Origin of the sequence: Salinisphaera orenii subsp. halophila YIM 95161 (assembly GCF_003732545.1) — a bacterium.
Lineage (GTDB): Bacteria > Pseudomonadota > Gammaproteobacteria > Nevskiales > Salinisphaeraceae > Salinisphaera > Salinisphaera orenii_A.
The window spans coordinates 41,205-58,359 of sequence record NZ_AYKF01000143.1; the positions used below are offsets into that span (position 1 = coordinate 41,205).

Below are 17,155 nucleotides of genomic sequence, written 5' to 3' on the forward strand. Positions count from 1 at the left end.
GGTCACCTCCGTTCGGTCAGTCCGACTCGATGCGCTCGACCGCGTCGAACACGGCATCGACGTTGTCCTCGCCCGAGGTCTCCTTGAGCCAGGGCGTGACCTGCTCCTGCGCCTTGGCCTTGAACTTCGCCCGTTCCTCGGCCGGGAGCGCATAAATCTCGACGCCTTCTTCACGCAGCGTATCGAGCGCCTCCACCCGATTGCGATAGCTGGCGATGCCGAACTCCACGTTGGCCGCCAGCTGTGCGCCCTGCTTGACCACCTGCTGCAGGTCGTTGGGCAGCGACTGGTAGAAGTCCTCGTTGACGAGATACATGTTGGCCACGCCCATGCTCTGGTCGAGCGTGACGTGCTTGGCGACCTCGTAGTACTTCTGATCGACCATGATGCTGGGCGTATGGCCCAGGCCGTCGATCACGCCGGTACGGATCGAGGTATAGATCTCGGCCCAGGACACCGGCGTGGCCGAGGCGTCGAGCGCGTCCCAGGTCTTGATCGTGATCTGGCTGTTGGGCAGCGTGCGCAGCTTCAGACCCTGCATGTCGTCGACGGTCTTGATCGCACGCTTCTTGTTGATGAAGTCGTAGAAGCCATAGGGTGCGACCGCCAGCGCGCGCACGCCCATGTCGTCGGCCATGGCATCGTTGAGATCGGCGAAGGTATCGCTTTCGAAGAACGCCTTCATCGACAGCTCGTCGCGAAACAGATACGGGCTGAACCAGGCCATCATCGGCTTGTAGGCGCTGGTGATCGTTTCATCGCCCTGCGCCATCTTGTGGATACCCAGCTGCAGCCCCTCGAGCAGCTTCTGGGTGTCGCCCAGCTGGCCGGACGACATCACGTCGATGGCGATTCGCCCGCCGCTGTTGCTCTCGACGTACTGCTCGAACGTCTTCCAGCCACGGGTATTGGAACCGGACGGCGACTCGATCGTGCCGATCTTGAGATTGTAGTCCGCCGCGCTTGCCACCCCCGGCAGCGCCAGCGTCACGGCGACGCCGCACAGCGCGGCCGCAAGCCGCTGCCGTGCGCTGCGGCCCTGATTTCCCCTTGTCTGATGCTTCATCTTCTTGCCCTCTTTGGTGATTGCTCTGGCAACGCGGTCCGGCTTGCGGCGCCGAGCGTCAGGTCTTCGGAATATCGCCCGTCAGGATGCGGTCGTGATCGTCGGGATACAGGCGCAGCGCGGCGGCGCGCGCATGGCCTTCCATGCCCTCGGCCTGGCTCTGGCGCACCGCGCGCGGCGCGACTTCGGCCACGCCGGCGGGCTCCATCCACTGATGCGTGCAGACCTTGACGTAGGTACCGACCCACAGCCCGCCGGTATAGCGCGCCGCGGCCATCGTCGGCAGCGTGTGGTTGGTGCCGCAGCACTTGTCGGAATAGACCACGCTCGCGGCCTCGCCGATGAACAGCGAGCCGTAGTTGCGGATCTCGCCCGCCAGCTCGTGTGCGTCGGCGGCATGGATCTGCAGATGTTCGGTCGCCATGTGGTCGGCGTAGTCGATGAGCGTGCGCCGGTCCGCGCAGACCACGATCTCGCCCTGGCGCGCCCAGGCCTGGCCGGCCGTGTCGCGGGTGGACAGGCTCTCCAGCTGCGCCTCGATCGCGGCCAGCGTCTGTTCGGCGATCTCGGCCGAGGTCGTGGCCAGGCCCACGCGGGTATGTACGTCGTGCTCCGCCTGGGCCAGCAGGTCGGCGGCGATCACGCGCGGATCGGCCGTCTCGTCGGCGATCGTGAAAATCTCGCTCGGCCCGGCGAGCTGGTCGATGCCGACACTGCCGAAGACCTGGCGCTTGGCCTCGTTCACGAAGGCATTGCCGGGGCCCACGATCTTGTCGACCCGGGGCACGCTCTCGGTGCCGTGCGCCATCGCCGCGATCGCCTGCGCGCCGCCGATCTTGAAGATGCGATGCGCGCCGGCCAGGCGGCATAGCGCGAACATGGTTTCATGCGTGTTCGGCGGCAGGCAGGCCACGATCTCGTCGCAGCCGGCGACCACCGCCGGCACGATCGACATGATCGGCGCCGAGTACAGCGGGTAGCGCCCGCCCGGCACGTAGCAGCCGACTGTCCGGATCGGCAGGATGCGATGCCCAAGATGCACGCCCGGCAGGGTCTCGATCTCGAGCGGCTTCATGGTCGCGAGCTGCTGCTCGGCGAAGTTCGTGACCTGCTCGATCGCGAAGCGGCTGTCGGCCAGCGACTGCGGGTCGAACTGGGCGAAGGCCTGCTCGATCTCCTGCTCGGTGACCTCGGTGGTTTCCAGGTCGGCCTTGTCGAACTGCAGGCCGAAACGGCGCACGGCCGCGTCGCCCTCGGTGGCGACAGCCTCGATGATCGTCGCTACGCTGTCGCTGATGCTGCTCTGCTCGCTCGTGTCCGCTGCCTGCGGGGCCTTTACATAGCGAATGCCGTCGGGCCGGGAGAAACCGCTCGTCTGCGTCATTGACCTGGTACACCTGTTGCTTGTGATAACCGGGCAGCCCGGTTGGAATATATATTTACCATCACACTGCCCGATCGTCTCGACGCGTGCAAGCCGGCCGAAGTCACGGGCGCACGACACGCACGGCGGCCGGTGCCGGATACGCTCCATGGCCAACGCGTGATCGGCCCCGCGCACGGGCGAGCGTTCCTCGGCGCCGAAACGGCAGGGCGGCAGGCATCGCCGACCGACACCTCGCATGGCGACGCCGCTCGCACCGACCGCCGCTCGCACCGACCGTCGTCGCCCGACCGGAGACCCCGGCACGGGGGCTGCAGGCGCGCCCTGCGGGCAGCGCGTGGATCATCGCCCGTGCACCATCGTGTCGCGGTCTTTCCGGGATGGGCCGACGCCCCGGCCCGCGTATAATCTTTCGGGTTCGCTATGACCCGAAAGGACATCTCTTGGCCACACCCGCAGCCTCTGCCGACAAAGCCGATCATCAGGGCGAGCGCATCAAGGCCCTGCGTCTGCAGAAGGGCCTCTCGATCCGCGGTCTCGCCAAGCAGAGCGGGCTCACGCACCCCTTCATCGCGATGGTCGAACGCAACGAGACCAGTCCTTCGGTCAGTTCACTGAAAAAGATCCTGTCGGTGCTCGACGTCACCCTGAGCGACTTCTTCTCCGACCGGGATTCGCTCGACCGCGTCGCCTTCTATCGGGCCGATGACCTGGTCGAACTGGCCGACGGCGATCAGGTGTCCTACCGCCAGGTCGGCGCCAACCTGCGCAACGCCCAGATGATGCTGCTGCACGAGCGCTACGCCCCCGGCGCCAGCACCGGCGACGACGGCTACAGTCATCAGGCCGAGGAAGGCGGCGTGGTCATTCAGGGCCGCCTCGAGATCACCGTCGGCGACGTCACCGAAATCCTCGGCCCCGGCGACGCCTACTACTTCGACAGCACCTTGCCGCACCGCATGGAAAACGTATCCGAGGACGAATGCGTCGTCGTGAGTGCGGTGACGCCGCGTACCTTCTAGCGCACTTGCCGATACGGGCGTGTGCGAGGGCGTCCGCTGCACGACGAAGGCGCCGGCAGCCGCGGCGATCAAGGTCTCGACCGGCGGTGGCCCAGCGTGACCGAACCGCCTTGAACGGTCTCGGACGCGGGTCGGCGCTACCCGCGGTGCGATAGATGCGACCCGCGAATCGCGTACCACGCGCCACATCGTCAAAGTGGCGGGTTCGCCCCCAACCGCCGCGCGGAATGCAGTCGACCGCAACGCCCCGAACGGCCCGGAGACTTCGCCCCGGCCTCGCCCGCCCGCTCGTGGCGAACAAGCGCTCGCGGGCACGCTGCACCGAAGCCGGCTGCGCTCGGCTGTCGAGCATGCCAAATCGGTGCGCCGAGACCTTCCGAGACGTGATTCTTGCCAGCGCGAACCGCGTCCGAGCCCGCCGCGCGACACCGCTTGCCGTGTCGCGCGGCAACGCGACGGTCGTCGCCCCTGCCCGACCGGACCGCCGGCGCCGCAGGCATGCGCGTGGCTCTTCCCGCCTACCTGCAACCCAATCCCGGCTCGCCCCCGCGCGCCGGTCGGTGATCGAAGCAAAGCAACCTGCGGATGAGCTGTAACACCCGCCGCGCGAGGCTGGCGTTTGGCCAGGGCGCGCCTGCACCCGCGCAAGCGACAGCTCCCCGCCGCGTGGCGAACGATCGGCGCGAACGCATACGGCCCGCCCCACGCCGTGCGATCATTGCCCATGGCTGCATTCTCCACCTTGAACCTCGCACCCGCCCTGCTCAAAAGCGTCGCCGCGCAAGGCTTCGGCACCATGACGCCGGTGCAGGCCCAGAGCCTGCCGCCGATCCTGGCCGGCCACGACGTGATCGCCCAGGCGGCCACCGGCAGCGGCAAGACCGCGGCGTTCGGCCTCGGCGTGCTGCAGGCGCTCACGATCGAGACCGCGGCGGTGCAGACGCTCGTGCTCTGCCCCACCCGCGAGCTGGCCGATCAGGTCGGCCAGGCGATCCGCGTGCTGGCGACACACGTGCCCAACATCAAGCTGCTGACCCTGGGTGGCGGCGTGCCCATGCGCCCGCAGCGGGCCTCGCTCGCGCATGCGCCGCATATCGTCGTCGGCACGCCCGGGCGCGTGCTCGCGCATCTCAAACGCGCGAGCCTCGACTGCAGCCAGCTACGCACGCTCGTGCTCGATGAGGCCGATCGCATGCTCGACATGGGCTTTGGCGAGGATATCGACGCCATCGTCTGGCGTCTGCCCAGCGAACGCCAGACCCTGCTGTTCTCCGCCACTTGGCCGGACGCGATCCGCGGAGTTTCGCGCCGGCTCCAGCGCGAGCCGGTCGAGGTGACGGTCGCCGCAGCGCAGGACCGGCCGGCGATCGCGCAATCATTCTACAAGGCCGGCGCAAACGACAAGTCGGAAGTCCTGTGCGCGCTGCTCTCGCAAGGCGCGACTGCGCCTGACGATGACCCCCGCGCGCTGGTGTTCTGCACACCCGCGCCGAGGTCGCCCGCGTGGCGCAATTGCTGAGCGCCCGCGGCTTCGACGCGCTCGCGCTGCACGGCGAGCGCGACCAGCGCGATCGCGACGAGGTCCTGCTGCGCTTCATCAACCACAGCTGCGCGGTGCTGGTGGCCACCGACGTGGCCGCCCGCGGCCTGGACATCGCGGCGTTGCCGCAGGTCATCAGTTACGACATCGCTCGCGACGTCGATACCCATGTCCACCGTATCGGCCGCACCGGCCGAGCGGGCGCGTCGGGCACGGCTGCAACGCTGTGCACGCCGGGCGAGGCCTACCGTGCGGAGCGGCTGGCCGAAGAACTGAAAACACCGCTGAGCTGGCAGTCACCGCCGAAGCTCGAGCCCGTCACGCCGCTCACCGCGCCCAACCGCACGCTCATCATCGGCGGCGGACGCAAGGACAAGCTGCGCCCCGGCGACATTCTGGGTGCGCTCACCGGCGAGGCTGGCCTCGATGCCGACGCGATCGGCCAGATCAGCATTCAGCCGACCCGCAGCTATGTCGCTATCGCCCGTGGCCAGGCGCCCAGCGCGCTGGTACGGATTCGCGATGGACGTATCAAGGGCCGACGCTTTCGCGTACAGGAACTGCGCGGCGGTTGACGCACGAATCGTCGACCGGCGTGGCCGTCGACATCTAAAGCCCACGATATCCGCATGGACACCGGCGAGAAATAGACCCTGAAGTGCCCGTGCTTCAGGCCGCTGCAACACCATCCGCCCAAAATTCTCGTTTAGTCGGAAAGAATGGGGCGTGGACGATCGATTCGAATCACCCGGTTGCCAAGATGCAGTTCCGACGGACGTCACCCCATGAAAGCCCATGCCACGGGAGGGAACCCGCAGCAGGGCCAACGGGTGAAGTTCGCCTACGTCCGCTGAAACGACCGTTTTTCGATGACATCGACCCGCCGCAACACCGATCATGCACGCCCTGCCGCGCGTTCACGCGGCAATCGCCGACCCAGCAGCTTGACCACGATGCGCACGGCCGCCTTCCATTGCCGTGACGGCGGCGGTCGTTTCCGCGCCTCCGCGCTATTCCGGATTTACCTATGGCATCGCTCTGCTACGGTCGGGCGCTCATTTTTCAGACCGGAGCCCACGATGCTTCGCATTGCCCCGTTCAAATCCGACGCCGAGCACGTGATCCCGATGGAACTCGAAGGCGAGGTCACCTCGCAGGATTTCGCCAACGTCCTATCCGTTGTCGAACAGCGTCTCGAAGACCACGACACGCTGCGGCTCTACATCGAGATCCACTCGCTGGGTGGCATGTCGGCCTCCACGCTGTTCAATGAACTCAAGGACGCGATCAAGCGCTGGGACCGTTTCGACAAGCTCGCCGTGGTCACCGACGTGGAAGGCGTCCGCACCGCGACGACGGTGATGGACAAGCTCGCGCCGCGCATGGAATGCGAGACCTTTCGCTTCACCGCACGCGAAGAGGCGCGCCAGTGGGTGATCTGACCGGCCCGGATGGCCGGACGGCCGTCGCGGCCTGACGAATCCGCGCGGCCGGCCGGCTGCGACCGACGACCGCCGAAGATGCGCAGGCCTGCCGGCCGGCAGGCGAAAGCTCGCCACGCTCGACGGCCTGGACGGGCGCAATCCGTGGCGTCGGCCCGGGCGCGGCGGGCGGGTGCCGTCTTTCGTCCTGCCGAGCGCGGCGGCGCGTCACGCACGGCACCGGCCGCCACCGCATCCGCGGAGCGGCCGCCGCGCTAGCAGTTCTCCCGAGGCACGAACGGTGTTGCCGGGCCCACGCTCGTTACCGTCAGCCGGTGCATCGCACGCGTGCATGCGACATAGAGCAGATTCCGATCCATGGCGGTGTGGTAGCTGCGTTCGCCGGCGCCGGGGACGATGACCTCGTCGAACTCCAGCCCCTTGGCCATGTGCGCGGTGCAGACCACGATGCCGAGGCCGAAGGACTCGGTCTCTTCGGTGAGCAGCTGGGCGGTGATCTCCGCAGCCGCCAGCGTGTCGAACACGCGACGCGCCTGCTTCTGCGTCTTGCAGACGATACCCAGGGTGTTGCGGGCCGAGGTCTTGAACGTGCGTGCCATGTCCACCAGTCCAGCACGCTCGTCGGCCGCCCGTCGAAGTTCGATCACGCGCGGCGCTTCGCCGTAGCGCTCGATCGCTTCGAGATCGGGATTCGGCGAAATCGCCCGGGCGAATCGGGTGATCTCGTAGCTGGAGCGATAGCTCTTGTTAGCGTCACGACGACCGCCTGACTGAACGCCTACTTGATCTCCTCGGCCTTCGATGCGCTGTAGGGGTTGATCGAATGGGTCACATCGCCGAGCACCGTCTTCTTGCAGTTGAACAGTTTCTCCAGAACGGGGTACTGCACCGGCGTGTAATCCTGCATCTCGTCGACCAGCAGGTGCTTGACGCGCCGGTACGGCGAGCGCACCGACTCCAGCTTGAGCTTGAGATAGATCAGCGGGAAGACGTCAGCGTACTCGAGCCGGCCGCGGCTGGCCGTGCGGAACATTCGGGCGCCCCCAGCCAGTCGTAGAACACCTAGCATCAGCGCGCCGTCCTTCGGCGGTCCGCTGCATGCGCTTGTTGTACAAGACGGGGAACGACATGGCAGACCAGAGTTGCGATGTCCTGAATGGGGATCTTCGAACGCCGCACAGCCCGCCAAGCATGATCCACCGGGGGCCACAGTTATCGAATGGCTTTGATTGGGCTGCGAGTCAGGCACATTCGCCGAGCCGCGCGATTTCGACGCGGGCGGCACCGAGCCGCAGCCAGTTTCATACGTCCGGCGATACGTCTTTCGCAGGCTAGTCTCGTTGAGCATGCCCTCGACCCCGGTGCGCAGCGCGCTCGCCCCGATCACCGTCGCCGGCGTGCTCTCGCTCGGGCTGGGCGCGGGCGGCCTCGGCCTGCTGTTCGCCGCCTGCGCGCTGGCGGTCCCCCTGCTGGCCGCCCCCTGGCTGGACCCGCGCAAAGACCCTGCGGCGCGATAGCCGGCCGCCGCTCGCCGGGCATACCGGCCATGCCGGGCTCGCCCGGCCGCGACGGTCACCCCGCCAAGCCGGCATGGCCTGCCGACGCCGGGCCCCGCCGACACCGCTACGGGGACGCCGCCAACGTCCGAATCACGCCCGGCGATACTCCTCCGCCAGAGCGTCGTCGACGGGCGACGTGAACCGGCTCACGAGCACGAACACCGCGATGTTGCACAGCAGGCCGATGAAGCCGGCGTTCATGTCCCAGGGCGTGGCGTCGGCCACGATCTGGTAGTAGTAGTTCAAGCCGATGCCCACGACCAGCCCGCTGATCGCGCCGGCGGCCGTGCCGCGCTTCCAGATCAGCGCGCCGTAGACCGCGGGCACGAACTGGGCGATCGAGCCGTAGGCGCCGACCAGCAGCGCGATGATCCCGGCGGCGCCGAAGATGGACAGCCAGTAGGCCGCCGCGCCGATGCCCACCACCGCCAGACGCATGATCCAGATCTGGGCGCGCTCGGACAGCCCGGGCATCAGCGCCCGGCAGATATCGCGGCCGAACGAGACCGAGCCGCCGTGGGTTATCGCATCGGAGGAAGACATTGCGGCTGCCAGCGAGCCGGCGCCGATCAGGCCGTAGAGCCAACCGCTCGCGCCGAGCTCGTTGGTGATCAGATAGGGCAGCAGCTCGTCCGAACTTCCGAGCGCGTCCGGCGCGACCACGCCGATGCCGGCGAAACCGACGAACAGCACGGGCACCAGAAAGATACCGAAAAGCGGAAACGCGAGCGTCGTCAGCTTGATGCGTTTCTCCGTCGTGGTATACGACTTGGTGAACAGATGCGGCCACATGAGAAAACCGAGCGCCGAGACCGCGATGACGGTGAAGAACGCCATCGACGACATCGGCGAACCGTCGCGGCCGATTGTCAGGAAATCGGGCCGCTCGCTCGCGATGGCGCTGAACATGTCCGAAGGCCCGCCGTGCAGCGTGTACACGAGATAGAAACCGACCGCCCACGCCACGATCAGCATCAGCGCGCCCTGCAGCACGTCGCTCCAGGCCGCGCCGCGCACGCCCGAACTGGCGACGTAGGCGACCACGATGCCGTAGGCCAACAGCGCGCCGAACCAGTACGGGATCGCACCTTCGGTGAGGATGCTGAAGATGAAGGCCATGCCCTTGATCTGGAGTGTGAGGTACTGGATGAAAGCGAGCACCGAGATCACGCCGATCAGTACCGTGAGCGCCCGCGAACGATAGCGATCGCCCACGAACTCGCCGAGGGTGACGAAGTTCTTGCGCGCGCCGATACGCCCGACCTTGGGCCCCAGCACGTACCAGGGCAGGATGCCGAGCGCGAGATAGGCCGGCACGAAATAGGCCGCCGCGCCCTCGGAGAACGCCATGCCGGGCCCGCCGAGAAAGGCGAAGGCGCTGAACACCGTGCCGCCCATCATGAACCAGACCACGATGAAGCCCAGACCACGATCGGCGACCGCGTACTCCGATACCGACCAGAACGACCGTTTGCGACCGGCGAGCAGCCCCAGCGCGAAAGCCAGCGCCAGATAGACCAGCATCGCGCCGAGCGCGAACATCCAGTTGCTCATGAATCACCCCCGCGCCCGTGTTCGAACAGATAGAAGGCCAGCACGGCGAGAAAGGCGCCCGCCTCGACCAGCACGATCCAGAACAGGTTGAACGGCAGGCCGAGCACCAGCGGCTCGACCCGGTCGGCGAAGGTGAACACCGGCACCGTCATCAGCGTCAGCGCCGCGATCAGGAAAACGATATAGGCGCGGGTGGCGTTCCGGCGCCCGTGGGATGGTTTCATCTCGACCCCCGGTGGTGGCTGGATGCGTTCAGGCGGACTCGGCCAGCGCCCGGCGCGCCAGCTGCACGAACAGCGTGATGCCCGGCGCCATGATCCGGTCGTTGAAATCGTAGGCCGGATGGTGCAACCCGTGGGTGTGCTCGGCGTCGCCCGAGCCCACGTGGATATAGGCGCCCGGGCAGACGTCCAGCATGTAGGAGAAATCCTCACCGCCCATGCACGGCGGATAATCCGGTGCCAGCGCGGCCTCGCCGAAACCGGATGCGATCACGGCGCGGGCGGTCGCGGTCGGGCCCGGGTGGTTGTAAGTGATGCTGAACTTGTCCTCGATCGACAGATCGATGCGGGCCCCGTGGATGGTTTCGAGACCGTGGCACAGGGCGCGCAGGCGCTCGCGCAGCGTATTGCGGGTGGTCTCGTCGAGCGCCCGCAGCGTACCGGAGAGCCGCGCGGTGTCCGGAATCACGGCGAAACCGGCGAGGTCTCCGGCGTGGACCGAGCACAGGCTCAGCACCGCGGGCGCCAGCGGGTCGATATCGCGGCCCACGATGGTGTGCGCCTGGGTGATCAACTCGCCGGCAATGCGCACCGGATCGATACAGCCGTGCGGATTCAGCCCGCCGTGGCCACCCCGACCGTGGATGGCGATATCGACGCGGTCGCCCCCGGCCATGATCGGGCCTTCGATGAGACCGAACTGCCCGACGGGCAACGCCGGCCAGTTGTGCAGCGCATACACCGCGTCCATCGGGAAACGCTCGAACAGCCCGTCCGCGATCATCGCGCGCGCACCGCCCACGCCCTCCTCCGCCGGCTGAAAGATGAAGTACACGGTCCCGGCGAAATCGCGGTTCGCCGCGAAGTGCTCGACCGCGCCGAGGAGCATGCTCGTGTGGCCGTCGTGCCCGCAGGCGTGCATGCGGCCGGCCACCTCGGAAGCGTGGGCGACGCCGCTGGTCTCGTGGATGGGCAGCGCATCCAGGTCGGCGCGCAGGCCGATCCGGCGGCCCTCGCCCCGATCGCCGCACACCCAGGCGACGATGCCGGTGACCCCGATGCCGCACTCGCACGTCACGCCCAGCTGCTGCAGATGACGAACCACCCGGTCGGCGGTCGCCCGCTCCTCGAACCCGAGTTCGGGGTTCCGGTGCAGCGCATGACGCAGATCCACAAGGTGTGTCGGCGCCTCATCGAGCATAACGATCCCGTTCGTGCCGTCGTTCATACAAGCCTTGTCTATCGGCAAGTTAGCAAAGACCGGACGCCGATTCAGCAGCAGCGCCGCCCACGCATCGCGAGCCGCACGTCAGCGGACGAACTTGTCCGCCTCGGCCGGATCCATGCCCAGGCGTTCGTAATGGGCGCGCACGTTCGCCAGCTTGGTGAAGACGTCCTCGTATCCCAGCGCCTTGCCATAGGGGTCGACGTAGGTATAGCCGCCGGTCACGTGGAAGAGCGTCACCATCTCCGCGGCCTCCTCGGGCACCACCAGCGTGTGCGTCTCGCCCGGCGGCTCGAAGGCGTAGTCGTTCGCCCGCGCGACCCAGTCATGCTCCAGGTAATGCCAGGCACCGCGGAGGGTGAAGGCGTGGACCGGGCCGGTGTGGCGATGACGCGAGAGCACGCCCGCCTTGTGCACCCAGAGAATATTGACGTAGAAGCCCTGGCTCACGGAAAGGACGAGGGGCTTGAACCAGACGTTCTCGTCCTGGACGACCCAGTCCGGATCCTCCGTGCCGATGGACTGCGGCAGCTCGAGCGCCCCGCCCATATAGACGTCCGGCACCATGCCCGTGGGCTGCGGCAGTTGATAGGCCACCGCGCTGCGATCGCGATCATCCGACATCGCTGTCTCCTGTTGCGTTCTTGAACGAATCTTTCGGTTTCAGGTCATGTAGAGGCCACCGGCCACATCGATCGTCTGACCGGTGACGAAACTCGCCTGCTCGGAGGTCAGATAGGCGGCGAGGTCCGCGACCTCGTCGGGCCGGCCGAGCCGCCCGAGTGGCGTCATCTCGATCTGTTCGTCGTTGATCGACGCGTCCACGCCGAGCACCATCGGTGTTTCGATCCGTCCCGGCGCCATGGCGTTCACCCGGATGTTGAACGGGCCGAGTTCGGCGGCGACATGACGGGTGAAACCGATGATGGCGGCCTTGGTGGCGGCGTAGTGGCAGCCGACGATGGGCGAGTAGGCACGCCCGGCCACCGAGGACATGTTGACGATGCAGCCGAAGCCGCGTTCGCGCATGCCGGGGCTGAGCAGGCGCACCGTGTTGAACGTGCCCGTGAGGTTGACGTCCAGCACCGCGCGCCACTCCTCGGGCGCCATCTCCCACGGCTTGTGCGCGCGGCCGTCGTGCTTGGGCGAGATGCCCGCGTTGTTGACCACGCTGTCGAAGGCCCCGAGCGCCCTCTCGGCCTCCGCCACGCTCGCGGCCAGCGCCTCGTAGTCGGACACATCCACCGCCAGCGGCGTCGCGGCGCCGCCGCGTTCCTCGATTTCGGCGGCGACCCGCCGCGCGTTCTCGCCGGACCAGTCGGCCACGCCGACCCGCGCACCGCGATCGGCCAGGCCGATGGCGATGGCGCGTCCGATCCCGGCGCCGGCACCCGTCACGAGGATGGAACGCCCCGCGTGGCTGCCTTCCGGCATCTTCGTTGGATCCGTCTGTCGTGTCTTCGCCATGCTAGATCCCCAGATAGGCCCGCCGGACGTGGTCGTTGCCGAGCAGTGACTCGGCCGTATCGGCCATGGTGACGCGGCCGTTTTCCAGCACATAACCGCGATCCGCCGCCTTGAGCGTCTGATAGACGTTCTGTTCGACGATGAGCACCGTGGTGCCGGTACGTGCGATCTGCCCGATCACTTCGAACACCTGCGAGACGATGATCGGCGCCAGGCCGAGCGACGGTTCGTCGAACATCAGCAGGCGCGGCCGCGCCATCATGCCGCGGCCGATCGCGACCATCTGTTGCTCGCCCCCGGACAAGGACTCGGCGCGCTGGTCGAGGCGTTCGCCGATACGGGGAAACATGGCGACGACCTCGTCCAGACGCTGCTTCAGGCCCGCCTGGGCCCCGGACCGGTACGCCCCCATCTGCAGGTTCTCGCGAACGGTCATGTCCGGAAACAGCTGTCGCGCCTCGGGGATCATGGTGATGCCGAAGTCCACGATGTCGTGCGACGCCATGCCGGCGATGTTCTTCCCCTCGAAGCGGATCTCGCCCCGGCTCGGCGTGACCAGTCCGGAGATCGTGCGCAGGGTCGTGGTCTTGCCGGCCCCGTTGCCGCCCACGATCGTGACGACCTCGCCCGCCTCGACCGAGAGATCGACGTCCTCGAGTACATTGATGGCGCCGTACCCGGCGCTCACGCTATTGAGCTGCAGCATCGATCGACTCCTTTCCGAGATAGGCTTCGATCACCGCCTCCTGGCGCACGACGTCCTCCGGCGCGCCCTCGGCAATGACTTCGCCGGAATTGATCACGATCACGCGGTCGGACAGCGACATGATCGCCTGCATCACATGCTCGATCGCGATAATGCTCACGCCGCTGTCGCGAATGGTCCGAACGAGTTCGATCGCCTCCTGGAGATCGGCGCGATTGATGCCGGCCATCACCTCGTCGAGCAGCAGCACGCGCGGCTCCATGGCCATCACGCGGGCGATCTCCAGCCGCTTGAGTCCGCCGATCGGCAGACCGCGGGCCTCGTCGTCGAGGTAGCGAGCCAGACCCATGCGGTGGGCGATCTCGCGCGCCGACCGGCGCGCATCCGCCACCGCGGGATGCCGGTGGAACGCGCCGACCATGATGTTTTCCTCCACCGTCATCGCGGCGAAGGGCTGGACGATCTGGAAGGTCCGCCCGAGCTGAAGGCGGGCGAAATCCCCGGGGCTGGCCGGCGAATGAAAATGCCCGTCGGCGCCGCGGATCGACACCCGGCCGCTATCCGGCTTGAGAAAGCCCGACAGCATGTTGAACACGGTCGTCTTGCCGGCCCCGTTCGGCCCGATCACGCCGAGCACCTCGCCTTTCCGGAGCGTCAGCGACACATCGTTGGTCACGTGCAGCCCGCCGAAATGCTTGTCCAGGTGTTCGGCCTGCAGGACAACATCGCCGATCGGCGCGCGCTGCGCCTGCGTGCGGGTCGGCGCCGGTGGCGTCCCTGCCGCATCCTCGTCACGAGCCGTCTTCCCAGCGCCGAAGAAACGTGAGAGCACGCTCATCAGCCCGTCGGGCATGAACAGCACGGCGATCACGAGCACGCTGCCGTAGACAAAACCGTGCAGTCCCACCGCTTCCGCACCCAGCCAGCCGCGGGCCAACTCGGTGACCGGGACCAGCAGGATCGTGCCGACCAACGGCCCGAAAACGGTGCCGATCCCGCCGATGAGCGCGAACATCGCGATCTGGATCGAGAACGTCAGCGAGAACACCGAGCCCGGCTCGATGAAGGTCAGATACATCGCGTGGAACGTGCCCAGCATGGCCGTCAGCGCCGCCGATATGGCCACCGCGAGCAGCCGCATCTTTACCGTCCCGATACCGGCGCTGCGGGCGGCCGACTCGCGCTCGCGCGTGGCCACCAGATAGAAGCCCCAGCGGTGCTGGCGCAGCCCCCAGGCCACCAGCAGCGTGAGCAGCATCAGTCCGAAGGCGATGATCAGTGACGGCAGGCGATCCTGGAAGATCATCCACATCCAGCCGGTCTCCAGCGGCACCATCATGCCGGTGGCACCGCCGGTCACGTCGCTGAAATGAAGCGCGAGCACGCGGAACACCTCGAGAAAGGCGATCGAGGCCAGCGCGAAGAACGGCCCGTGCAGCCGGAAACAGGGGTAGCTGATCGCCACGGCGACCACCGCCGCGACACCGCCCCCGGCGAACATGCCCAGCCACGGCGTGACGCCGGCGTTGACCAGCATCATGCCGACGTAGGCCCCGATGCCGTAGAAGGCCGCGTGGCCCAGCGACAGCTGGCCGGCGTAACCGCCGACGATGTTCCAGGCCGTGGACAGACCCGCGAAAATGCAGATCGTGATGAAGATGTGATAGACGAATGCGTCGTCGATGACGACCGGCAGCACGAACAGTGCGGCGAGCACGCCGGCGAGCGCGGCCGGCGCACGCCATCCGTCACGGTTACGAGGCAGAGACAACGTACGAGTACTCATGATCGGCCACTCACGGGGAGACGTGGGAAAGATTGCGCCGGGCGCCGAACAGTCCGGACGGCCGGAAGATCAGTACCAGCAAAAAGATGCCGAAGACCGCGACTTCCTTGAGATCCGAGCCGAGGTAGTAGCCGGCGAAGGCGTCGACCAGCCCGATCACCAGCGCCGCGATGAACGCGCCGGTGATGCTGCCGAGGCCGCCCATGACGACCACCACGAAGGCGATCAGCACGAAGTAGGTCCCGATGGTCGGCGAAGCCGGGTACAGGGGCGCCACCAGCGTCGCCGCCACGCCCACGCAGGCCGCGCCGAGACCGAAGGTCAGCACATAGACCCGCGAGACGTTGATGCCCATGAGCCGGGCCGCGGCACGGTTCTGGGCGGTCGCACGAATCGCCCGCCCCGGACGGGTGCGCGTCAGCAGCAGATGCAGCCCGACCACGAGCACGATGGAGCTGAAGAAGATCACCAGCTGCCCGGTGAGCACGCCGACCGTGCCGACCCCGACGCTGTGGCGCAGCCCTGACGACGGCGTGTTGGCGATATCCGCGCCGAAAATTAGCAGCGCCAGATTGATCAGCGCGATCGACAGACCGACGGTCGCGAAGATCTGGACATGTTCGTCCGAATTGCGAAGCCGCTCGATCACGAGCTTCTGTGTCAGCGCGCCCATGACGAACAGCGCCGGTACCACTAGCAGCAGGCTTGCATACGGATGCACGCCAAGCTGGGTCGTGATGAGATAGACGATGTACATCCCCACCATCAGGAACTCGCCGTGCGCGAAGTTGATGACGCGGGTGATGCCGAATATCAGCGTGAGCCCCACGCTGATCATGGCGTACAGCCCCCCGAGCATGAGCCCGTTGGCCGTTATCTGCAGAACGGTTTCCATGATCGACCCCGAAAAGGGGCCGGAGCCTGCGCACAGGCTCCGGCGAATGACGCTAGTCCTGGAGTTTCAGCTCGGAGACCGCGGCCTCTTCCGGGAACACGGTCACCAGTTCACCGTCCTGCCACTGCATGCCCATCATCTTGGCGCGGGTGTTCTGGTTGTTCTCGCCGAACTTCACCCCGTAACCGGCAGCGGTCTCGCCCATGGGGATGTCTATGGCATCGACGGCCTCCCGGATCTCGTCCGGTCCGAAGCCGTCGGCGTCGTCGATGGCGTGCAGCAGGGCCATCGCACCGGCGTAGTTGTTCAGCGAATGACCCGACCGCGGGGCACTGTCGTACTTGGCCTTGTAGTCCTCGACGAACTCCTTCACGCCCGGAGCGAACTCGGGATTGACGTTGTACTGCGTGAAGTCGGCATCGAGAACGCCCTCGATCACATCCGCGCCGACCGCCTCGGCCGTGGGCTCCATGGAGTAGCCACCGCCACCGCCGATGATCGCCTTCGGGTCGTAGTTCTCCTCGTCGGCCTGCCGCAGGAACAGCACCGAGTCGTTCTGATAGGAGGTCTGCAGAACGACATCCACGTTCTTTTCCTTAAGCCGGAGCACGATCGACGACATGTCGACGGTCGAGGCCGGATAGGCCTGTTCGGCGACGACGTTGAGGCCGGCCTCCTCGGCGTACTTGTTCTCGAACTCGGCGACGGAGCTGCCGTAGCTCGAATCCTCGTGGATGATGCCGATGCGCAGCTCCTCCGGATCCTTGTCGAGCTCGGGCGCGACCGACTCCACGATCATGTCGACGATAGTTCGCGCCATGTCCTTGGCGGTCGGATTGGTTCGGTACAGATAGGCCAGATCGCGACCGGTCACCTTCTCGGCGACCGCACCCAGTTCGAAATAGGGAATCCGGCTGAGCTCGGCGACCTGGCTGGCCGCGATCGACCGGGACGAGGAATAGGTGCCGAAGATCGCCTTGACGCCCTCGCGTGCGATCAGCCGACGCGCTTCGCCGATCGCCTGGTTGTTGTCCACGGCATCGCCCTTGACGAGGGTCACCTGCTCGCCCTGCACGCCGCCTTCGCTGTTGATCTGATCGACGGCGAGTTCAAGCCCGCGCGCGCTCTCCTCGCCGAGCAGCGCCAGCTGGCCGCTGAACGGATAGAGCGCGCCGAACTTCACCTCGGCGTGGGCGGCCCCCGCCCCCGCGCCCAGGGCGAGCGCGCTGGTCAGGCCGATCGCGGCGTATCGGAACATGGATCGTGATTTCGACATGGTCATCTCCTC

The 17,155-nt window shown here is 66.9% G+C and carries 16 protein-coding genes and 1 pseudogene; 4 read left to right on the plus strand and 13 right to left on the minus strand.

Annotated features, from left to right (window positions below):
• Window positions 1-16 precede the first annotated feature (16 nt).
• Complete coding sequence (locus tag SAHL_RS16845) at window positions 17-1,066, minus strand: TRAP transporter substrate-binding protein (RefSeq protein ID WP_123592577.1); 1,050 nt, start codon at window positions 1,064-1,066, stop codon at window positions 17-19.
• Between the two features lie 58 nt (window positions 1,067-1,124).
• Entirely contained in the window at window positions 1,125-2,450 is a 1,326-nt protein-coding gene (gene hisD, locus SAHL_RS16850) for a histidinol dehydrogenase (protein ID WP_123592578.1), read from the minus strand.
• Window positions 2,451-2,893: 443 nt separating this feature from the next.
• Between hisD and SAHL_RS16855 the strand changes: the two genes are divergently transcribed.
• From SAHL_RS16855 to SAHL_RS17930, 3 genes and pseudogenes are all read left to right on the plus strand, one after another.
• Window positions 2,894-3,472, plus strand: coding sequence for a cupin domain-containing protein (locus SAHL_RS16855; RefSeq protein ID WP_221178017.1), 579 nt, complete (start codon window positions 2,894-2,896; stop codon window positions 3,470-3,472).
• A gap of 724 nt (window positions 3,473-4,196) precedes the next feature.
• A pseudogene (dbpA, locus tag SAHL_RS18465) lies at window positions 4,197-5,587 on the plus strand (ATP-dependent RNA helicase DbpA).
• A 504-nt stretch (window positions 5,588-6,091) separates the two neighbouring features.
• On the plus strand, window positions 6,092-6,454 hold the full coding sequence (locus SAHL_RS17930; protein WP_184947808.1) for a SpoIIAA family protein: 363 nt from the start codon (window positions 6,092-6,094) through the stop codon (window positions 6,452-6,454).
• A gap of 254 nt (window positions 6,455-6,708) precedes the next feature.
• Here SAHL_RS17930 and SAHL_RS18060 read toward each other — a convergent pair whose 3' ends face one another.
• A complete protein-coding gene (locus tag SAHL_RS18060; protein ID WP_221178020.1) occupies window positions 6,709-7,053 on the minus strand; it encodes a 3'-5' exonuclease in 345 nt (114 codons plus the stop codon).
• Between the two features lie 179 nt (window positions 7,054-7,232).
• Window positions 7,233-7,487, minus strand: a complete 255-nt coding sequence (locus SAHL_RS18470; RefSeq protein WP_342782276.1) for a UvrD-helicase domain-containing protein — start codon at window positions 7,485-7,487, stop codon at window positions 7,233-7,235.
• A 307-nt stretch (window positions 7,488-7,794) separates the two neighbouring features.
• Between SAHL_RS18470 and SAHL_RS18475 the strand changes: the two genes are divergently transcribed.
• On the plus strand, window positions 7,795-7,971 hold the full coding sequence (locus SAHL_RS18475) for a hypothetical protein (RefSeq protein ID WP_184947810.1): 177 nt from the start codon (window positions 7,795-7,797) through the stop codon (window positions 7,969-7,971).
• A 132-nt stretch (window positions 7,972-8,103) separates the two neighbouring features.
• Here the strand turns inward: SAHL_RS18475 and SAHL_RS16875 are convergent, their stop codons facing one another.
• The 9 genes from SAHL_RS16875 to SAHL_RS16915 all read right to left on the minus strand — a co-directional run bounded on the left by SAHL_RS16875 (window position 8,104) and on the right by SAHL_RS16915 (window position 17,125).
• On the minus strand, window positions 8,104-9,567 hold the full coding sequence (locus tag SAHL_RS16875) for a sodium:solute symporter family protein (protein WP_123592581.1): 1,464 nt from the start codon (window positions 9,565-9,567) through the stop codon (window positions 8,104-8,106).
• On the minus strand, window positions 9,564-9,791 hold the full coding sequence (locus tag SAHL_RS16880) for a hypothetical protein (protein WP_123592582.1): 228 nt from the start codon (window positions 9,789-9,791) through the stop codon (window positions 9,564-9,566). Before SAHL_RS16880 ends, SAHL_RS16875 begins: the two co-directional genes overlap by 4 nt.
• A gap of 28 nt (window positions 9,792-9,819) precedes the next feature.
• The gene (locus tag SAHL_RS16885) at window positions 9,820-10,989 is read right to left on the minus strand and encodes an amidohydrolase (protein ID WP_245968585.1); all 1,170 of its coding nucleotides are present in this window, start codon (window positions 10,987-10,989) and stop codon (window positions 9,820-9,822) included.
• A 108-nt stretch (window positions 10,990-11,097) separates the two neighbouring features.
• Window positions 11,098-11,637 (minus strand): 2,4'-dihydroxyacetophenone dioxygenase family protein, encoded by a 540-nt coding sequence (locus tag SAHL_RS16890; protein ID WP_221178022.1) that lies wholly within the window; start codon window positions 11,635-11,637, stop codon window positions 11,098-11,100.
• A gap of 39 nt (window positions 11,638-11,676) precedes the next feature.
• Window positions 11,677-12,480 carry a 3-oxoacyl-ACP reductase FabG gene (gene fabG, locus SAHL_RS16895; protein ID WP_123592583.1) on the minus strand — a complete coding sequence of 268 codons (804 nt, stop codon included), beginning with the start codon at window positions 12,478-12,480 and terminating at the stop codon, window positions 11,677-11,679.
• A gap of 1 nt (window position 12,481) precedes the next feature.
• Window positions 12,482-13,186 (minus strand): ABC transporter ATP-binding protein, encoded by a 705-nt coding sequence (locus SAHL_RS16900; protein WP_123592584.1) that lies wholly within the window; start codon window positions 13,184-13,186, stop codon window positions 12,482-12,484.
• A complete protein-coding gene (locus SAHL_RS16905) occupies window positions 13,170-14,972 on the minus strand; it encodes a branched-chain amino acid ABC transporter ATP-binding protein/permease (RefSeq protein WP_123592585.1) in 1,803 nt (600 codons plus the stop codon). The genes SAHL_RS16900 and SAHL_RS16905 overlap by 17 nt, the downstream gene beginning before the upstream one ends.
• 10 nt (window positions 14,973-14,982) lie before the next feature.
• Window positions 14,983-15,867: a branched-chain amino acid ABC transporter permease gene (locus tag SAHL_RS16910; RefSeq protein WP_123592586.1), complete on the minus strand. Its 885-nt coding sequence runs from the start codon at window positions 15,865-15,867 to the stop codon at window positions 14,983-14,985.
• 52 nt (window positions 15,868-15,919) lie between these two features.
• Window positions 15,920-17,125 carry an ABC transporter substrate-binding protein gene (locus tag SAHL_RS16915; protein WP_123592587.1) on the minus strand — a complete coding sequence of 402 codons (1,206 nt, stop codon included), beginning with the start codon at window positions 17,123-17,125 and terminating at the stop codon, window positions 15,920-15,922.
• Between the last annotated feature and the right edge of the window lie 30 nt (window positions 17,126-17,155).

Coding starts and splice junctions, on each gene's coding strand:
- hisD (WP_123592578.1), bottom strand. CDS start 2,450: ATGACGCAGACGAGCGGTTTCTCCCGGCCCGACGGCATTCGCTATGTA.
- fabG (WP_123592583.1), bottom strand. CDS start 12,480: ATGGCGAAGACACGACAGACGGATCCAACGAAGATGCCGGAAGGCAGC.
- SAHL_RS16900 (WP_123592584.1), bottom strand. CDS start 13,186: ATGCTGCAGCTCAATAGCGTGAGCGCCGGGTACGGCGCCATCAATGTA.
- SAHL_RS16880 (WP_123592582.1), bottom strand. CDS start 9,791: ATGAAACCATCCCACGGGCGCCGGAACGCCACCCGCGCCTATATCGTT.
- SAHL_RS16905 (WP_123592585.1), bottom strand. CDS start 14,972: ATGAGTACTCGTACGTTGTCTCTGCCTCGTAACCGTGACGGATGGCGT.
- SAHL_RS16875 (WP_123592581.1), bottom strand. CDS start 9,567: ATGAGCAACTGGATGTTCGCGCTCGGCGCGATGCTGGTCTATCTGGCG.
- SAHL_RS16885 (WP_245968585.1), bottom strand. CDS start 10,989: ATGCTCGATGAGGCGCCGACACACCTTGTGGATCTGCGTCATGCGCTG.
- SAHL_RS16845 (WP_123592577.1), bottom strand. CDS start 1,066: ATGAAGCATCAGACAAGGGGAAATCAGGGCCGCAGCGCACGGCAGCGG.
- SAHL_RS18470 (WP_342782276.1), bottom strand. CDS start 7,487: ATGTTCCGCACGGCCAGCCGCGGCCGGCTCGAGTACGCTGACGTCTTC.
- SAHL_RS16890 (WP_221178022.1), bottom strand. CDS start 11,637: ATGTCGGATGATCGCGATCGCAGCGCGGTGGCCTATCAACTGCCGCAG.
- SAHL_RS16915 (WP_123592587.1), bottom strand. CDS start 17,125: ATGTTCCGATACGCCGCGATCGGCCTGACCAGCGCGCTCGCCCTGGGC.
- SAHL_RS16910 (WP_123592586.1), bottom strand. CDS start 15,867: ATGGAAACCGTTCTGCAGATAACGGCCAACGGGCTCATGCTCGGGGGG.
- SAHL_RS18060 (WP_221178020.1), bottom strand. CDS start 7,053: ATGGCACGCACGTTCAAGACCTCGGCCCGCAACACCCTGGGTATCGTC.
- SAHL_RS17930 (WP_184947808.1), top strand. CDS start 6,092: ATGCTTCGCATTGCCCCGTTCAAATCCGACGCCGAGCACGTGATCCCG.